This window comes from Aggregatibacter aphrophilus ATCC 33389, assembly GCF_900636915.1.
Classification (GTDB): Bacteria; Pseudomonadota; Gammaproteobacteria; order Enterobacterales; family Pasteurellaceae; genus Aggregatibacter; species Aggregatibacter aphrophilus.
Genome location: NZ_LR134327.1, coordinates 812,361 through 829,309 on the forward strand (window position 1 = coordinate 812,361; position 16,949 = coordinate 829,309).

At 42.8% G+C, this 16,949-nt stretch carries 14 protein-coding genes and 2 pseudogenes; 1 reads left to right on the forward strand and 15 read right to left on the reverse strand.

Annotated elements, in window-relative coordinates:
* Positions 1–278 precede the first annotated feature (278 nt).
* Complete coding sequence (locus EL144_RS03955; RefSeq protein ID WP_005704258.1) at positions 279–1,877, reverse strand: carbon starvation CstA family protein; 1,599 nt, start codon at positions 1,875–1,877, stop codon at positions 279–281.
* Positions 1,878–2,160: 283 nt separating this feature from the next.
* Between EL144_RS03955 and EL144_RS11520 the strand changes: the two are divergent.
* Positions 2,161–2,386: pseudogene (locus EL144_RS11520) on the forward strand (hypothetical protein).
* Between the two features lie 34 nt (positions 2,387–2,420).
* Here the strand turns inward: EL144_RS11520 and EL144_RS03965 are convergent.
* From EL144_RS03965 to EL144_RS04025, 14 genes and pseudogenes are all read right to left on the reverse strand, one after another.
* Positions 2,421–3,140 (reverse strand): annotated as a pseudogene (locus EL144_RS03965) (transporter substrate-binding domain-containing protein).
* Between the two features lie 177 nt (positions 3,141–3,317).
* Positions 3,318–4,001: an arginine ABC transporter permease ArtM gene (gene artM / locus EL144_RS03970; protein WP_005704261.1), complete on the reverse strand. Its 684-nt coding sequence runs from the start codon at positions 3,999–4,001 to the stop codon at positions 3,318–3,320.
* Positions 4,001–4,666 carry an arginine ABC transporter permease ArtQ gene (gene artQ, locus EL144_RS03975; RefSeq protein ID WP_005704262.1) on the reverse strand — a complete coding sequence of 222 codons (666 nt, stop codon included), beginning with the start codon at positions 4,664–4,666 and terminating at the stop codon, positions 4,001–4,003. Before artQ ends, artM begins: the two co-directional genes overlap by 1 nt.
* A 3-nt stretch (positions 4,667–4,669) precedes the next feature.
* Positions 4,670–5,389: a lysine/arginine/ornithine ABC transporter substrate-binding protein gene (locus tag EL144_RS03980; protein WP_005704263.1), complete on the reverse strand. Its 720-nt coding sequence runs from the start codon at positions 5,387–5,389 to the stop codon at positions 4,670–4,672.
* Positions 5,390–5,408: 19 nt separating this feature from the next.
* Positions 5,409–6,143, reverse strand: a complete 735-nt coding sequence (artP, locus tag EL144_RS03985; protein WP_005704264.1) for an arginine ABC transporter ATP-binding protein ArtP — start codon at positions 6,141–6,143, stop codon at positions 5,409–5,411.
* A gap of 143 nt (positions 6,144–6,286) precedes the next feature.
* Entirely contained in the window at positions 6,287–7,168 is an 882-nt protein-coding gene (locus EL144_RS03990) for a hypothetical protein (protein WP_005704265.1), read from the reverse strand.
* A gap of 72 nt (positions 7,169–7,240) precedes the next feature.
* Positions 7,241–7,825, reverse strand: a complete 585-nt coding sequence (gene lpcA, locus EL144_RS03995) for a D-sedoheptulose 7-phosphate isomerase (RefSeq protein WP_005704266.1) — start codon at positions 7,823–7,825, stop codon at positions 7,241–7,243.
* A 283-nt stretch (positions 7,826–8,108) separates the two neighbouring features.
* Entirely contained in the window at positions 8,109–8,504 is a 396-nt protein-coding gene (locus EL144_RS04000) for a GFA family protein (protein ID WP_005704267.1), read from the reverse strand.
* 31 nt (positions 8,505–8,535) lie between these two features.
* On the reverse strand, positions 8,536–11,991 hold the full coding sequence (gene mfd / locus EL144_RS04005) for a transcription-repair coupling factor (RefSeq protein WP_005704268.1): 3,456 nt from the start codon (positions 11,989–11,991) through the stop codon (positions 8,536–8,538).
* Between the two features lie 124 nt (positions 11,992–12,115).
* Positions 12,116–12,292 (reverse strand): DUF5363 domain-containing protein, encoded by a 177-nt coding sequence (locus EL144_RS11255; protein WP_005704269.1) that lies wholly within the window; start codon positions 12,290–12,292, stop codon positions 12,116–12,118.
* A gap of 51 nt (positions 12,293–12,343) precedes the next feature.
* A complete protein-coding gene (locus EL144_RS04010) occupies positions 12,344–14,278 on the reverse strand; it encodes a tRNA(Met) cytidine acetyltransferase TmcA (protein WP_005704270.1) in 1,935 nt (644 codons plus the stop codon).
* 3 nt (positions 14,279–14,281) lie between these two features.
* Positions 14,282–14,983, reverse strand: coding sequence for a DUF5358 family protein (locus EL144_RS04015; protein ID WP_005704272.1), 702 nt, complete (start codon positions 14,981–14,983; stop codon positions 14,282–14,284).
* A 165-nt stretch (positions 14,984–15,148) separates the two neighbouring features.
* The gene (ybeY, locus tag EL144_RS04020; RefSeq protein ID WP_005704273.1) at positions 15,149–15,613 is read right to left on the reverse strand and encodes an rRNA maturation RNase YbeY; all 465 of its coding nucleotides are present in this window, start codon (positions 15,611–15,613) and stop codon (positions 15,149–15,151) included.
* A 55-nt stretch (positions 15,614–15,668) separates the two neighbouring features.
* Entirely contained in the window at positions 15,669–16,763 is a 1,095-nt protein-coding gene (locus EL144_RS04025; RefSeq protein WP_005704274.1) for a PhoH family protein, read from the reverse strand.
* Between the last annotated feature and the right edge of the window lie 186 nt (positions 16,764–16,949).

Below are 16,949 nucleotides of genomic sequence, written 5' to 3' on the forward strand. Positions count from 1 at the left end.
GAAATTCACCTTTTATTCTGTTTACTCGCTCTGAATTTGGGATTTCGATCCAAATTTCACCACAAAAAACCACTTTTTACCACTTTGGGCTAAGTTTATTATTTGTTTGCTCAAGTTGCAAGCGCTTTCATAAAAGGATCATGTAAAGTTTTGTATATTTTTTAATAGTCACAATATGTTGCCGATGATTTTCTCCACATAAAAAAACATCCTGCCAATATTCATTAGCAGGATGTTTGGTAAGTAGTGAAGGATCCGCAAAAAGTGCGGTCACTATTTTATTGTTTTGCTAGATCAGTAACTAACGATTCCGGATCAGGTTCGCCAGAGCGTTTAACCAAAGCGAAGAATAATACAACGCATACGATGGTTGTCGCAAAGCCTAAATACACGGATAACTGATAGTCTAATCCAAACCCGATTTTATTGTAGTACAAGTAAGTCGCACAAACTGTAGTAATAAACCATGCCGGAATAGACGCCACCCAGTGGAATTTATGATAGCGATACAAATAAGCTGCGGCTGTCCATAACATCACCATTGCGGTCATTTGGTTCGCCCAAGTGAAGTAGCGCCATAACACGCTGAAGTCAATGGTAGATACAAAATAACCTAATACGAACAACGGAACAGCAATGAATAAACGTTTAGTAAGTGAACGTTGATCAATATTGAAGATCTCAGCTAATTGTAAACGTGCTGCACGGAATGCTGTATCGCCGGAAGTAATTGGCAATACCACGACCCCCAACACCGCAAAGATACCACCGATGAAACCTAAGAAGTGTAGTGAACTGTCATATACCACTTTAGATGGTGAACCTGCTGCGATAGCGTCTTGTAAGGCTTGTGGATTCTCATAGAATGCAAGCCCCACCATACACCATACTAATGCAATAACACCTTCAGTAATCATCGCACCGTAGAAAATGAAACGACCTTCTTTTTCATTTTCCGCACAACGCGCCATTAATGGGGTTTGTGTCGCATGGAAACCGGATAACGCACCACAGGAAATGGTTAAGAACAATAATGGCCAAATTGGCACATCACCTTTCACTTGGAAGTTTTGTGTGAATTTATCCAAGGTTAAACCTTGACCATCGGCATTAATCGTACGGAAAAACTCAATTGGATCCGTTGCACTGAAGTGTGCAGACACCAAACCGTACACCATACCCACAGACATAAAGAGCAACAACGCGCCAAAGAGCGGGTAAATGCGACCAATAATTTTGTCAATTGGTAACAAGGTTGCAAGAATATAGTAAGCGAAGATAGTGAGTGTCCACACAGAAACGATTGTTGTTTTATCCATACCCCAAACAGTCAAACCACCAGCTTCAACAGCATGGTGAACCGCCTCGGCATCGCCTAATTGCAATGCCCCTTGGGAAGCGCCCATGACATCCATCGTAATAGTACCCATTAACTGGGCCGGGCTTGCAACAAATACCACACCAACCAATAAGAGAAGAACAAGAGCTAAAACGTTAATAAATACTTTGACCGGGCGACCCAAGAATTTACCGGCCAAATAAGGCATAGTTGCGCCACCGTGGCGAATACTTAACATACCGCAGAAATAGTCATGCACTGCACCGGCGAAAATACAACCGATGACGATCCACAACATCGCTACAGGTCCGTATAACGCACCGAGAATCGGACCAAAAATCGGGCCGGTACCAGCAATATTCAATACCTGAATTAACCAAATTTTGGTTTTGGACATTGGCATGTAATCCACGCCATCGTTGACTTGGTAAGCCGGTGTTTGACGCTTAGGATTGATGACAAAAATCTTCTCAATGATTTTGCCATAAACAAGGTAGCCTAAAAACAGCACTAAAACACAGAAGAAAAACCACAACATATGAGAATCCTATGTAAAGAACCTATTTTATTCCAAAAACGAAAGAAACAGGTTCAAGTTAATGTTTAAATTATTTTACTCATAATGGAGTAAGCGACGGTATTTTAGGCTGCGGTTACAATTAAGTAAACAAACTATGATCCATCGGTTTAAAATATCTTCACAAAATGTGATATTAATCACACTTTCAAAGTGAACAAAAAGTGTGGTGAAAATATCTTATGTTTTTAGTTAAAATCGCTACATTGTGAGAGCTTCATCAACATTAATGCTATCAGAGAAAATCATGTTACATTGTTGCCCTGAATGCCGTAAAAAATCAGTGAAAGTGCAGAGTTTTGCCCCAATTGTGTTTTTTCATTTAAGCCGAAAAATCTCGAAATTTATAAACAAAAACTGAAAGAGCGTCGATTGCACAATGAAGAAATTAACCGTAAGAGCGTTAAATTTGGGGAACAATTTTTGCCTTAGTGCTAATTGTGGCAGGTCGGCTTACTAATAATCCATAAAAAAATGGGCAGTTTTCTGCCCATTTTTCAATCTCTATTCCGCCATCCACTTGGCATAAATCTTATGATATTCACCACTGGCTTTAATGGTGGCCAAACCTTTATTGAGTCTTTCCTACAAGGCCTTATTGTATTTATTCACCACGATGCCCACGCCATGACCAAAATATTTAGGGTTGACCACTTTTCCGCCGACAAATTGCAGTTCAGGTTCTTTTTTCATCATGTCCGCCAACAACGCCGTGTCACTTAACACAATGTCAATTCGCCCATTTTTTAAATCTAAAATAGCGTCTTGCAAATTCACATAAGCCTTTGGCGTATATTGTTTGGTTTCCGCCAAGGTATATTGTTGGAATGTAGAACCATTCTGAACCTCAATATTTTTTGCTTTTGCCAAATCCATGCCACCTTTTAACGCCACATAACTTGCCGAACTATCGTAGTAATAAGAATCGCTAAACAACACTTGTTTGGCACGTGCTTCGGTAATATCAATCGAAGAGATGGCCGCATCAAAATGTTTTGTTTTAACACTGGGAATCAATGCGTCAAAAGGCGGTATTTAAAATGTGCAGACTACTTGAATTTCTTTGCAGATGGCATTGGCGATATCAATATCAACCCCACCAACTCCCATTTTTCGGTGGTTAACTCAAAAGGCGGGTAGCTTGGTTCCGTGCCGAAAGTTAGGGTTTGAGCCCTAGCAGTGACTGCCCCCCATTAAAAAACTGCTAATAAGTACTGTTTTCATAATACCCCCTCCTTTGCTGTGAATATGATGTTGTGGTTACTATTAAATCCACAACCTTGTTTACATTTTGCTCAACATGAAAACATATCATTATTTAATGAATATTTATGCAATGAATATTCATAAAAAATCCCCAAATTTGGGGATTTTAAAAATACTGCAAAAAACGACCGCACTTTATGCGCCTCTTGTCTCCAAACGTTCAAAGGCAAGCACATGGCTTTCTAGTTTGCGTAACAATAACGTGGCGATACCGGTGATGATTAAATAAATTCCGCCGGCAATGCCGTAAATGGTCAGTGCATCGTATTCCGTGCCATAAAGCTGGCGGGCGTAGCCCATAATGTCCATAATCGTGATCGTGGACGCCAAGGCCGTACCTTTGAACACCAAAATAATTTCATTGGAATAAGACGGTAATGCGCGTTTTAAAGCATAAGGAATCAGAATTTTCAGGGTTTGCAAACGGCTTAAACCCAATGCTGCACAACTTTCCCACTGCCCTTTTGGAATGGCTTTTACCGCGCCATGAAATAACTGTGTGGAATAAGCCGCACTATTTAAAGCTAATGCCAATGCCGCGCAAAACCACGCATTAGAAAACAGCGACCATAATGGGCTATCCACCACCCATTGGAATTGCCCCGGCCCCGCATAAATTAAAAAAAACTGCACTAACAACGGTGTGCCGGTGAATAAAGTAAGATATAAATTGACCGCACTTTTCGCCGCTTTATTTTCCATGGAAAGCAGGAAAGTGAACAATAACGCCAATACAAACGCAATACTTAAAGAAACGACAGTCAGCAGCAAACTGGTTGGAATACCTTGTACAATCACATTTAAATATTCCCAAAACATTATTTCACCTCTCTTTCAAAACGGGTGAAACGCAGTTCTAATTTACGAATTCCTACTTGGCTCACCATCGTCACTGCTAAATAAATCAACGCTGCGATGCCATACCAAGTAAAAGGTTGATGCGTATTCGTGTTGACGAGTTGCGCTTGACGCATTAAATCATCCACGCCAATCAAAGAAATCAGTGCGGTATCTTTTAATAAAACTAACCATTGGTTGCTCAATCCCGGCAATGCATGACGCCATACCTGCGGCATGATAATGTGAAGAAAAGTGTAACCTTTGCTTAGTCCCAATGTCGCGCCGGATTCCCATTGCCCTTTAGGAATGGCCTGAATGGCACCACGCAAGGTTTGTGAAGTATAGGCGGCGAAAATAAGCGATAACGCAAACACACCACAACCGAAAGCACCAAATTCAATGTATTCTCCGGTGATCATTTCCACCACTTCGCTGGAGCCGAAATACACCAAAAGCACCACTAAAATTTCCGGCAAACCACGTAATAAGGCCACCAATACCGCCATGGGTTTACCCACCACTCGATTGGCTTCCAACACGGCAAATAACATGCTTAACAACAGGCCTGCCACTAACGAACAAACCGCAAGCCCTAACGTCATGAGGGCTGCGGTAAACATTAAAGAAAGAAAATCAAAAAACATAAATTACTTCGTCATCCATTTATCATAGATTTTTTGATATTCACCATTGGCTTTAATGGCCGCTAAACCTTTATTTAAGCTTTCTGCTAATTCTTTGTTGGATTTGTTCATCGCAATACCAAAACCATTACCGAAATATTTTTTGTTATTGACTTTATCACCCACAAACTCAATGTTCGGTTCTTTGGAAATCATATCTGCAAGCACGGCAGTGTCACCAAAGATAATGTCAATACGGCCATTTTTTAAGTCCAACACTGCATCTTGCAAGCTCGCGTAAGATTTCGGACTGTATTGTTTGGTTTCCGCCACCGTGTATTGTTGATAAGTCGTACCGTTTTGCACGCCAACGTTTTTTGCACTTTCTAGGTTTGCTTTACCTTTTAACGCCACATAGCTTGCCGTGCTGTCATAATAAGGTTCGGAGAACAACACTTGTTTGGCTCGTGCGTCGGTGATATCGATAGCGGAAATCGCCGCATCAAAACGTTTTGATCTTAAATTGGTAATCAGTGCGTCAAACGCTTCGCCTTTAAAATGGCAAGTGGCTTGAATTTCTTTACAGATAGCATTGGCAATGTCCACATCAAAACCGATGATTTCGCCTTTTTCATTAGTGGATTCAAAAGGCGGATAACTTGGCTCCATAGCAAAAGTTAGGTCTTGTGCATTAACTGCCATAGCGGAGCCTAATAAAATTGCGCTTAAAAGTAATTTTTTCATTCTATTTTCTCCTTTCAGATTAAATGTTGTGTGAGAGATATTGTTTAAAGCGTTCTGTTTGTGGTTGCTCAAAGCAGGTGCTGTCGCCGGTTTCGATAATATGCCCCTGTTCCATATACACCACTTTGGTCGCCACCTTTTTCGCCATATTCACTTCATGAGTCACAATCACTTGGGTAATGCCCGTTTCTCGTAATTCCTCAATAATGGAAACGATCTGCGCGGTAATTTCCGGATCCAGCGCTGCCGTCGGTTCATCAAATAACAACACTTGTGGTTTCATCATTAACGCGCGAGCAATAGCCACACGCTGTTGTTGACCGCCGGATAAATGTAACGGGAAACGCTCCGCGTGGCCTTCCAAACGCAAACGTTGCAATAATTCCATCGCCTGTTGTTTGGCTTCCGTCTCGCCCACACTGAGAATTTTAATCGGCGCTTCAATGAGGTTTTCCAACACCGTCATGTGTGGCCATAAATGATACTGTTGAAACACCATTCCCACATCACGACGCAATTGGCGAATTTGTTTCGGATCAGTATTGGCAGACAAATCAAATTGATTATTGGCAATACTCAATTCGCCCGATTGTGGTACTTCCAGCAAATTCAGAGTACGAATTAAGGTACTTTTACCGGCACCACTTGGCCCCAATAACACCACGACATCGCCATCATTAGCGGTTAAGTTAATATTAAATAAGGCTTGATTGGCGCCATAAAAAAAATTCAGGTTTTTAACACTAATTGTCATTGTCACTTATGCTCTTACATCAAACTACGGTTAAACTGAAAACATATTACACTTTTATGAATAATTATGCAACTCGAAGTATTAAAAAATCCCAAATAACATTGGGATTTTAAAAAACATATAAAAAATGACCGCGCGTTAAGTTAATAATACTCATATTTATAGGTCGTCTTGGTTACCCATTCACCTTTCTCATTATACATAACACTTTCAATCACATTACCCTGTTCATCGAATCGGTGTTTAGTCGTGTAGCTCTCATTAGACACACGACCATCCTTATCAATAAACTGACGCTTGATTTCATGATGATTTTTATCATAGGTGATTTCTACCCTAACATCATTAAATGAACCATTTTTAACAAAAGAACCATCATCAAAATAACGATACGTCTCGCAATCTTCAATTTTCTCTTTCTCACTTATATCGCAAACTTTGCTTAATCGCGCATCATCATAAAAATAGGTCAAAATCTGATTGGCACTATGGGTTTTAGGATAATACATTTGATCTTTCAACAAATTGCCTTTCGCATCATAAATGATTTGATGATGTCCATCTTCCCAATCCGGTGACGTCGGTTTTTTATAAACATAAACCAACTCTTTCTGTATCCCCGTCCCATCATCATTTTCCTGATATTGATAGAGCGCTCCAAAATAAGATGGAGCAGTATCATCTTTGTTCTCGGTAAAGAGCACTACCTCTTCGCTATTCCGCTCTATCAAACGATTTTTATCGTCATATTGATACGTATGAAACCGCGTACTTTGATTATAACTCTCTTCAGTATCCCGCTCTTCCTCTTTGACTAAAAAGCCCTGCGCATTATAAAAAGACTTTTTATAATTCGTGATCGGATCACCTTCTTCTATGGCTTCGGGATTATCTTTTGAATAAGACTCCACCGATTTTACCTTACCCTGTAAATGATTTTGCTCCCAATCTGTCCGCACCGGAAACAATGCTAATGTCGAACCGGCAAAAGAAGATAACAAGACAACTAACAATAATCTACGCATAACACTCCTTTAAGAAAAAAGTGCGGTCAAAAAACCTTCTTGTTTTTTGACCGCACTTTATATGTAAATACCTTATTCCACTTTTGTCATTTCAAATTCAATTAACATCATCAAAATATGAATAACTTTAATGTGAATTTCCTGAATGCGATCGGCATAACCGAAATGTGGCACGCGAATTTCCACATCGGCAAGTCCCGCCATTTTGCCGCCATCTTTACCGGTCATAGCAATGACTTTCATGCCTTTCGCTTTTGCCGCTTCGATAGCATTCAACACGTTTTTAGAATTACCGGAAGTGGATAACCCAAACAATACATCGCCCTTTTGCCCCACGGCTTCCACATAACGGGAAAAGACATACTCGTAACCGAAATCGTTACTTACACAGCTTAAGTGGCTCACATCGGAAATGGCGATTGCCGGATAACCCGGGCGATTTTCACGATAACGACCGGTTAATTCTTCCGCAAAATGCATGGCATCACAATGGGACCCGCCGTTTCCGCAAGACAACACCTTTCCGCCTTGTTTGAAACTGTCGGAAATCAATAATGCCGCTTGTTGAATCAATTTAATATTGTTGTCATCAGATAAGAATTTGTTTAATACATCTGCCGCTTCAGTGAGCTCGGCTTTAATTTGATCTAGATACATTTTTTCTCCTTTTTGGATATTTTAAAATTACTTTCACCGATAACGAGTTAGTTTCTTGTCTGACATAAAAAGTCAGTACAGAAAGGCCTTTCTGACGTTGTTACCTTCTCTTTCCAAGAAGATTTTTTTACGAAAAAAGCCTAATCTCTGCCATACCTTATTTAGCAGTATTTTCTAAAATCATCCTTGCGTTAAAGTAACTTGGGCGAAAGGATAATAACAATTATTATAAAAAAGTGCGGTTGGTTTTTCGAGTATTTTTAATACTTGCTGTCAACAGCCATTAAAATCCGAATTTTTCCATCACTTCTTTTTCTGTAAGTTTCGGTACATCGTTTTTCAATTCGTAAAATGACGGTTTTTTGTCAATAAAGATTTCATCTTCCAATGTGAAATCGGTTTGCGCAGAGAATAGGCCGCTAGAGACTTCATAACTTTGCGTGCCAAGCAGATGATAATAAAGATGCGAACCGCAGTGCTTGCAAAATGCCCGCTCAGCCCATTCGGAAGATTGATAATGGGTAATATGTTCACTGCCTTCAATCTCTATTTCATCACAGTGAAAAGCAAATAAAGGACCGCCATTCCAGCGCTGACACATATTACAATGGCAGGCGTGAACGTTTTCATTTTGTGGTACGGAGATGGAAACCGCTCCGCATAAGCATTGACCTTTCATGTTAATACTCCTTACATAGCTGAAAATAGAATTAATTGACTTGAGACTTATCTAATAACCTTTTTACTAAATCCGTCACAAATTCTAACCGCACTTTATAGTCTGTTAAATCTTTGGTAAAGCGGAATTTATGTGGGCCGTCAAAACGATAAACCGCCGGATTGAGTTGGATTAACTGTAAAAAGATCATCGGGTCTAACTCGGCGTTCGGCGCAAATTCGATGAATCCGCCTTGCGCATTGGCATCCAAGCGAATGACATTGAGCGGTTTCAAATCCAGCCGTAATTGCGCAATTTGCAACAGATTCCGCGTGGCTTGTGGCAAGGTTCCGAAACGGTCAATAAGCTCCACTTTTAACTCATCCAACGCTTCGGTATGTTCCGCACCGGCAATGCGTTTATAGAAAGACAAACGCATATTCACATCGCCCAAATAATCTTCCGGCAACAGCGATGGCATCCGTAAATCAATCTCAGTTTGTTGTTGCGTCAGTTCGTCCAATGACGGCTCGCGCCCTTCTTTTAAGGCTTTCACCGCACGCTCCAACAATTCCATGTAAAGAGAAAAACCGATACTTTCAATTTGTCCGCTTTGCTCGTTACCCAGCAATTCCCCTGCGCCGCGAATTTCCAAATCATGTGTGGCCAAAATAAAGCCGGCACCGAGGTTGTCTAGGCTTTCCAAGGCTTCCAAGCGTTTTTGCGCATCCTTCGTCATCAGTTTCGGTGGCGGTGTGAGCAAATAAGCATAGGCTTGATGGTGAGAACGCCCAACCCGTCCGCGCAACTGATGCAACTGTGCCAAACCAAAATTGTCGGCACGCTCGATAATAATCGTATTAGCCGTCGGCACATCGATACCGGTTTCAATAATTGTAGAACACACCAGCACGTTATAACGTTGATGATAAAAATCCGACATCACGCGTTCCAACTCACGTTCGCGCATTTGTCCGTGTCCCACAATCACGCGCGCTTCCGGCACAAGTGCGGTCAGTTTTTCTGCCGTATTTTCAATGCTCGCCACATCGTTATGCAAATAATACACCTGCCCACCACGCAAAATTTCACGCAAAATGGCTTCACGAATCACCAACTCATCCGTTTGACGCACAAACGTTTTAATGGTTAAACGGCGTGCCGGTGGTGTAGAAATAATGGAAAGATCGCGAATGCCATTCATCGCCATGTTTAATGTACGCGGAATCGGCGTTGCGGTCAGGGTGAGAATATCTATGTTCGCGCGCAGCTGTTTCATTTTTTCTTTTTGGCGCACGCCAAAACGGTGCTCTTCGTCAATAATCAGCAAACCCAGATCATGGAATTGCACATCGCCTTGAATGATTTTATGAGTACCAATCAGAATATCCACTTTGCCGTCGGCTAAATCCTGAATCACCTGTTTCTGCTCTTTCGCGGTTTTAAAGCGGGACAACATTTCCACGTTCACCGGCAAGTTAGCAAAGCGGTCTTTGAAATTATCGAAATGTTGCTGCGCCAATAACGTGGTCGGCACCAACACGGCAACCTGTTTATGGTTCATCACTGCCAAAAATGCGGCACGCATGGCCACTTCCGTTTTACCAAAGCCCACATCGCCACACACAAGGCGATCCATGGCTTTCGGTTGAGTCATGTCGGAAATCACGGCATTAATTGCCATGAGTTGGTCATGGGTTTCTTCAAATGGGAACGTAGCAGTGAATTGTTGGAATTCCTCACGATCATATTGGAACGCAAAGCCTTTTTGCGCTTCACGTTGCGCGTACACATCCAATAACTCTGCTGCCACATCACGAATTTTCTCCGCCGCTTTGCTGCGTGCTTTGCCCCAGGCTTCGGAGCCTAACTTGTGCAACGGCGCGGTTTCATCGGAACCACCCACATAACGGCTGATTAAATGTAACGATGCCACCGGCACATACAATTTCGAGTCGTTGGCATAATTGAGCAACAAATATTCCGCTTTAATGCCACCGTTTTCTAAACTCACTAAACCGCCGTAGCGCCCCACACCATGATCCAAATGCACGACCGGCTGACCGATTTGCAATTCGGCAAGGTTACGAATCAAGGTATCAGGGTTCACCGTGCGGGATTTATCCCGCTGCCGTTGTTGCACGCGTTCGCCAAGCAATTCCGATTCACAAATAATGGCAAGGGGCACATCCTGTTCAATAATAAAACCATGCTCCAACGGGCTAACCATTAAAGCCAATTTTTCTTCCGTCGCTTGCGCCAAGGTATGAATCTGTTTTGGTTTCAGTTTTAGCGGAGCAAGTAGGCTTAACAAGGTTTCACGACGCCCTTCCGTTTCCACGATAAATAAAATATTGCCTTTAAAATGCTCAATAAATTGGCGTAACTGTTGTAATGGTTCTTTTTGTTGAGATTGAATGGTCAGTGGCGGTAAGGGCGTAATGGCCAAATTTTTCTGCCGTGCAGACGACCGCACTTTTTCCGTTTTTAAGGCAATCGCAGGATAATTTTTTAACTGACGATTTACGTCATCAATGCGCAACCAAAGTTTATCGGGTGACAATAACGGACGCATCGGATCGACACGGCGACTCTCAAAACGTTGTTCCGCATCCGCGTAAAAACGCTCACCCTGCATTTGATTTTGCTCGCCGGTAATAAACAACGTATTCGCCGGGAAATAATCAAATAAAGTCGCCATTTCTTCAAAGAACAAGGGCTGCCAATATTCAATCCCTGCCGCCAACGTGCCTTTGCTGATTTGTTGATAAATATGTTCCGGATCCCGTCGAATTTCACCAAACGCCGCGCGGAATTGGCTACGGAAAAATTCAATGCCTTGATTATCCGTTGGAAATTCGTGCGCCGGTAATAAATTGATTTGATCGATTTCCTGCAACGTGCGTTGTGTATCTACATCAAAAGTGCGAATGGAATCAATTTCATCATCAAAAAAATCTAAGCGAAAAGGCACCGCACTTCCCATCGGGAAAAGATCCAACAAGGCACCGCGTACGGCATATTCGCCATGTTCCAATACTTGCTCCACCGCGCGATAACCTGATTTTTCCAATTGCAAACGAAGCGTTTCAATGACAAAACGATCGCCTTTATTAATCAGTAACACCCGATGTTGTAAATAAGAGGGCGGGCAAACGCGTTGCATTAACGTGGCAATCGGCAAAATGAAAATGCCTTGCTTGCGTTGCTGTAAGTGAAATAAGGCACTCAAGCGCGCAGAAATAATATCTTGATGAGGCGAAAAACTGTCGTAAGGCAAGGTTTCCCAATCAGGGAAAAAGGTAACATTAAGTGGGCTCAATTGCGCTAATTCTTTGTCTAAACGCACCGCACTTCGGGTGTCGTTCGTCACCACGACGGTTAGCCCGTTAAACTGCGCCGCAATTTCACTCACGGCAAGGCTATCCGCGCCGGGCAGAATATTGGCTAAAATTTTATGATCTTGTGCTTGGGTTGGAATTTCGATGTGAAAAAATGGAATTTGCATAAAACGACAATGTATTAAAAAAAATTGTCGCTAGTTTAGCTCAAACAAGGGGGATTTCCAATAAAAGTCTGTATAAAAAAACAGTGTCATACTTAGGGGAATTCATCCCCCAGGCATGCTAATCTTAGTGAGCGCTTTCCTCTTTCTGTTCTTTTTTCTCTTTTGGTTCTGGATCTTCGTCAAACTTGACCACCGGCACACAGCCACGGCAAGTGCCTTGATCGATACCGGCTTCTTTACAGAAATCAGAATAGGCTTCCCACGCGCGTTTCACCCAACTTTTTTTGCCTTCTTCGCTCATCTTTGTTTCCTTATTTTTCTAGCTTTATTTTAAATTGTTAAGAGATTGTTATCATAAAAGGACGGCATTTTTTTGCAACCACTTCTTCACTTCCAAGCGACAATTTTCTAACCACGTTTTTTTATTTGGCCTTTTTTCCGGCTGTTTACAATAATCTGCCAACAAGGGGAAAGGCAATTCGCCTGCCGATTTGATTAAACGCCGAATCGACGGCAAAGCAGAAGATAACGCCAGGAAAAAATCGGCAAAATCCTTTAACGATTGCCAATCCGAGCTATCAAGCGTCCAATCTATTTCTGTTCGAGCAAACTGTGTCGCGAGCGGATGGAAAGAAAGGGGCAAATTGCGCTGAAATTGTTTTTCTGCCTGTTGCACGAATACTTGCCCTTTCTCACGCAAGGGACACAACGCCACCACAGAATAACAACCGCTGCTGGCTTCTTTGCTTTCGCTAAAATGCACCAAAATGAAACCGCACTTTTGCCAGAACGCGAGCAGTTCCGGCGTGTAACCAAAACTGACGGAAAGAAAATCCACTGCGCCCTGTTGTTTTATCTGTTGTTTCATCTGCGCAATCAAACGTTGTCCAAGCCCCTGTTGTTGCCAGTTGGGTTGCACGGCAATACGAGAAATCCGCAAAGAGCGCAATACACAGGCCTCTTCCAACCCGGCTTGGAAACACAGCATTTGCGCTACCAAATTGCCACGCGGGCGACGTTCGCCATGTCGAATTTGGCGAATTAACGTTTTGTCCGCTAACCCGCCTTCCGGCACCGCCCATACGCAACCAAGCAAGGAATCCTGTGCTTGAGCGAGGTAAAATTGCTGCTGTGGTGCATCCAATAAACGGCGTAAATCCAAAGGCGAGGTTCGATAATGCGCCAAGGTCAGCAAGCCGTAAACGGATTCAATTTGATCATGAGGAATCCGTTCACAATGAGAAATTTGGATCTGCTCAGTAAGCGCCCCATCATAAGGCGACTGTGGCAGACGATCTTCGCAATCGCACAGCAACAGGTCGTCAATAAAGGATTCCAGTTTGTCATCCGCTTGCCAACGTAACGGCGTAAACAGTTCAAAATGACGCAAAGTGCGGTCGGTTTTCGCCATAAATTTTAATAAGAAACCTCTGCCCGTGCCTTCATAGCTGTGAATGGTGGTCGTCAACACAACCCGTTTAAAAGCCTTAGTTAGACGAAATAAGATGTCCAGCGGAATCATCGCCGCTTCGTCCACAAACAACCAATGATCGGCAAATTGCTGTGGCGTTTCGCTGACGTGTTGACTGAGTTCATCAGGTGGCATAAAGGTGATTTCCGCCCCGGCAAATTCATTAAAAATATTGACCGAACTTTTATTCGGCGCAGTGAGAATCACCGACTGGTTTTGTGCCCGTTGCTGTTTGGCAAAGAGTCCTGCCAACGCTGATTTTCCACGTCCACGTTTTGCCGTGACGATCAGAATATCCTCATCCGCTTCCGCCATTTGTTGCAATAAACGGGCTTGTTCTAAGGTGGGCTGGCAATGGGTTGAACGGCCTTTTTGAGGTGTTGGTGCAGCAAGATTTAACGACGCACGTTGATAAACAGGAAAACTGTATTTGGCGATTTTTTCCTGTAAAAAAGTGATAAAGTGCGGTGTGTTTATGGCGTGTTTTTCGCCCGACCAACGCAGGCTGTCGCTGTCAGGTTGGTTGTCTAAATCCGACCAATGATTGAATAACAATAACAGCAGACCGCCGTCCTGCAATGTCCCCGCTGCAATGGCAAGGGCATCCAAGTGAATGCCTTGTCGCGCGTCATAAATGATGACAGGAAATTCACCGCCGAGCAGATTTTTCGTTTTGCTAAAAGGAAAATAGGATTGGGAAACAAAGTGCGGCGAAACATCGCCAATCCAGACCACACTTTTCAGGGCCGAAAAATGTTCCCATTGGCGCGCTAACGTAGCATTATCGCCAACAAGAAGAATTAGCTGCCGCGCCATATTTTACCAACCCCGTGAATACGGATCCGTCCAATCTACATTGATATTTTTATTGCTTTTATAGAGCGGTTCGCTTTCGCCCCGGATTTGACGCTCAATAGATTCTTGTTGCGTGTGAAAACGGCGAAACGCGTCATCTATCGTTTGTCGTTGCTTTTGCATTTGGCTTTCAACAGAACGACTGTCGCCCGCCAAGCCTTGTTTACGCTTGCGTTCGTTGAGACGATCACGAAAATGCCGTTTTAAATCACGGCATTCAAATTCACGAATGTTATTCACATCGTGATTAAGTTGTTGATACTTAAATTGAAAATAATCGTAAGAAGACTGATCGTCAAAAATCGTACACGCCGACGGTTTGCCTACAATCTTCGCCAACTCGTCGTTGATCATATCTTTTAATAAACGTTTTTCAAGGGCGGTAATACGTTTGTCCGATTGCTTGCCCAGTTCCGGTAACAAACAATATTCCAGATTATTTTTGGCTAAAATGAATTTTTCCATGTCTTCCGTGGAAATTTTGTATCTTGGATTCTGATATTTCGGTTCATACGTACGGCGGGTACTGAAAATAGCTTTTTCCTCATCGTCATTATACTGCACGGAAGGCGCCGGATAACCGGGTTCAAATTGCGGATAAGGATAATAACCCACACAGGCGGTTAAAATAGAAATCGGTAAAACAAGTAAGTATTTTTTTAACATGATATTCCTTCAGGTTGAAAATAGATTAATCATTGTCTCGCTGCAGCAACCTTAAAAGTCTGAATTACGTGTAACCATATGTAGCTTTAATATAATGATGACTGAAGCAAGAATGCCCGTTTGACCCTGTTTTTCCGAAATAGTTTTACGCTTTCCGACTTTTTCTTACTTCTCGCTCAGGTACGGATCGACAAAGCCAAGCCCTATCATAATTTGTGTCTCCAAGCTTTCCATTTCCTCTGCTTCGTCATCTTCAATGTGATCATAGCCAAGTAAATGCAAACTGCCGTGCACTACCATATGCGCCCAATGTGCCATGAGCGGTTTGCCTTGCTCTTGCGCTTCACGCTCCACCACTTGACGACAAATCACCAAATCGCCGAGTAACGGCAGCTCCACTTCATCAGGGCATTCAAAAGGGAAAGACAACACATTGGTCGGACGATCTTTGCCGCGATAATTCAAATTCAACGCGTGGCTTTCCGCTTCATCCACAATACGCACGGTCATTTCCACTTCATCGGTCTGCGGTTGTACCGCGGCTGTCGCCCATTGTTCGATTTGTTCTGCTGTTGGCAAGCCGGTTTCTTGTTCGCAAGCAATTTGTAAATCAATGATCATCTTACCCATGTTGCTCTCCTAAATTCATTGTAATTTCTGACCGCACTTTTTCTTCTCTCTCAGTTTATTCTTCGCGCTCTGCTTTTTCTTGGCGCTCTGCTTGACGTTGCTCCGCCAATTCACGGCGGCGGATTTCTTCCTGCGCATCCCAAGCGTCATACGCTTGCACCACTTTCGCCACTACCGGATGGCGCACAATGTCTTTGCTGTCGAAGTAATTAAAACTTAATTCTTCCAGGCCGGACAACACTTCAATGGCATGACGCAAACCGGATTTTTGCGAGCGAGGCAAGTCAATTTGCGTAATGTCGCCCGTAATCACCGCTTTCGAATTAAAGCCGATACGGGTCAAAAACATTTTCATTTGTTCCACGGTGGTGTTTTGACTTTCGTCCAAAATAATAAAGCTGTCATTTAAGGTACGGCCGCGCATATATGCCAACGGCGCAATTTCAATCACATTGCGCTCCATGAGTTTTTGCACGCGCTCAAAACCTAACATTTCAAACAGCGCATCATATAACGGGCGCAAATACGGTTCGATTTTTTGCCCTAAATCGCCCGGCAGGAAACCCAGTTTTTCACCAGCTTCTACCGCCGGGCGGGTCAATAAAATACGACGAATTTCTTGCCGTTCTAAAGCTTCTACCGCAGCAGCGACCGCTAAAAAGGTTTTCCCCGTCCCGGCAGGCCCAATGCCGAAACTGATGTCATAACGCAGAATATTGTGCAAATACTGAATTTGGTTTGGCCCGCGTGGTTTAATTAAGCTTCGTTTGGTTTTAATGGTCGTGCTATACACTTTATTTTCATCGCGATGATCTGCGACAGATTCCGCATCGCCCTGCGCCAACGCCCGACTTTCCATTAATGCAATATGAACGTCTTCTAAATCCAACTCTTTAGAATGCCCCCGCACAGGCGCTGTTTGAACATATAAATCGCGAATTAAATCCACCGCACTTTGCACCACACCGACATAATGTGATGCAGGATTGGTGTCTTTAGGTTGAATAGTGAAATCAAAGCCACGACGGGAAATCGACAGGTTGAATGTTTTTTCAATAAGCGCCAAGTGAGCATCTGCGGCACCACATAAGGAACGCAAACGTTCATTGTCTTGCGGCTCAAGCGTAAAGGTTTGACGAAAAGGTTGCAAAATATGGCCTCAATAAGTAGGAGGGATAAAGTGGGCACAATATAGCATAACTTATGGGAAGGTCATATGCACACGCACATCAAAACAGACGAAAACATTAAAAAGAGTCAAAATTGATTTATTACAAATAACTCTCTTTCGTCCCTGATAACAAACCTGATCTAAATAAGGTTATTTTTTCCTAAG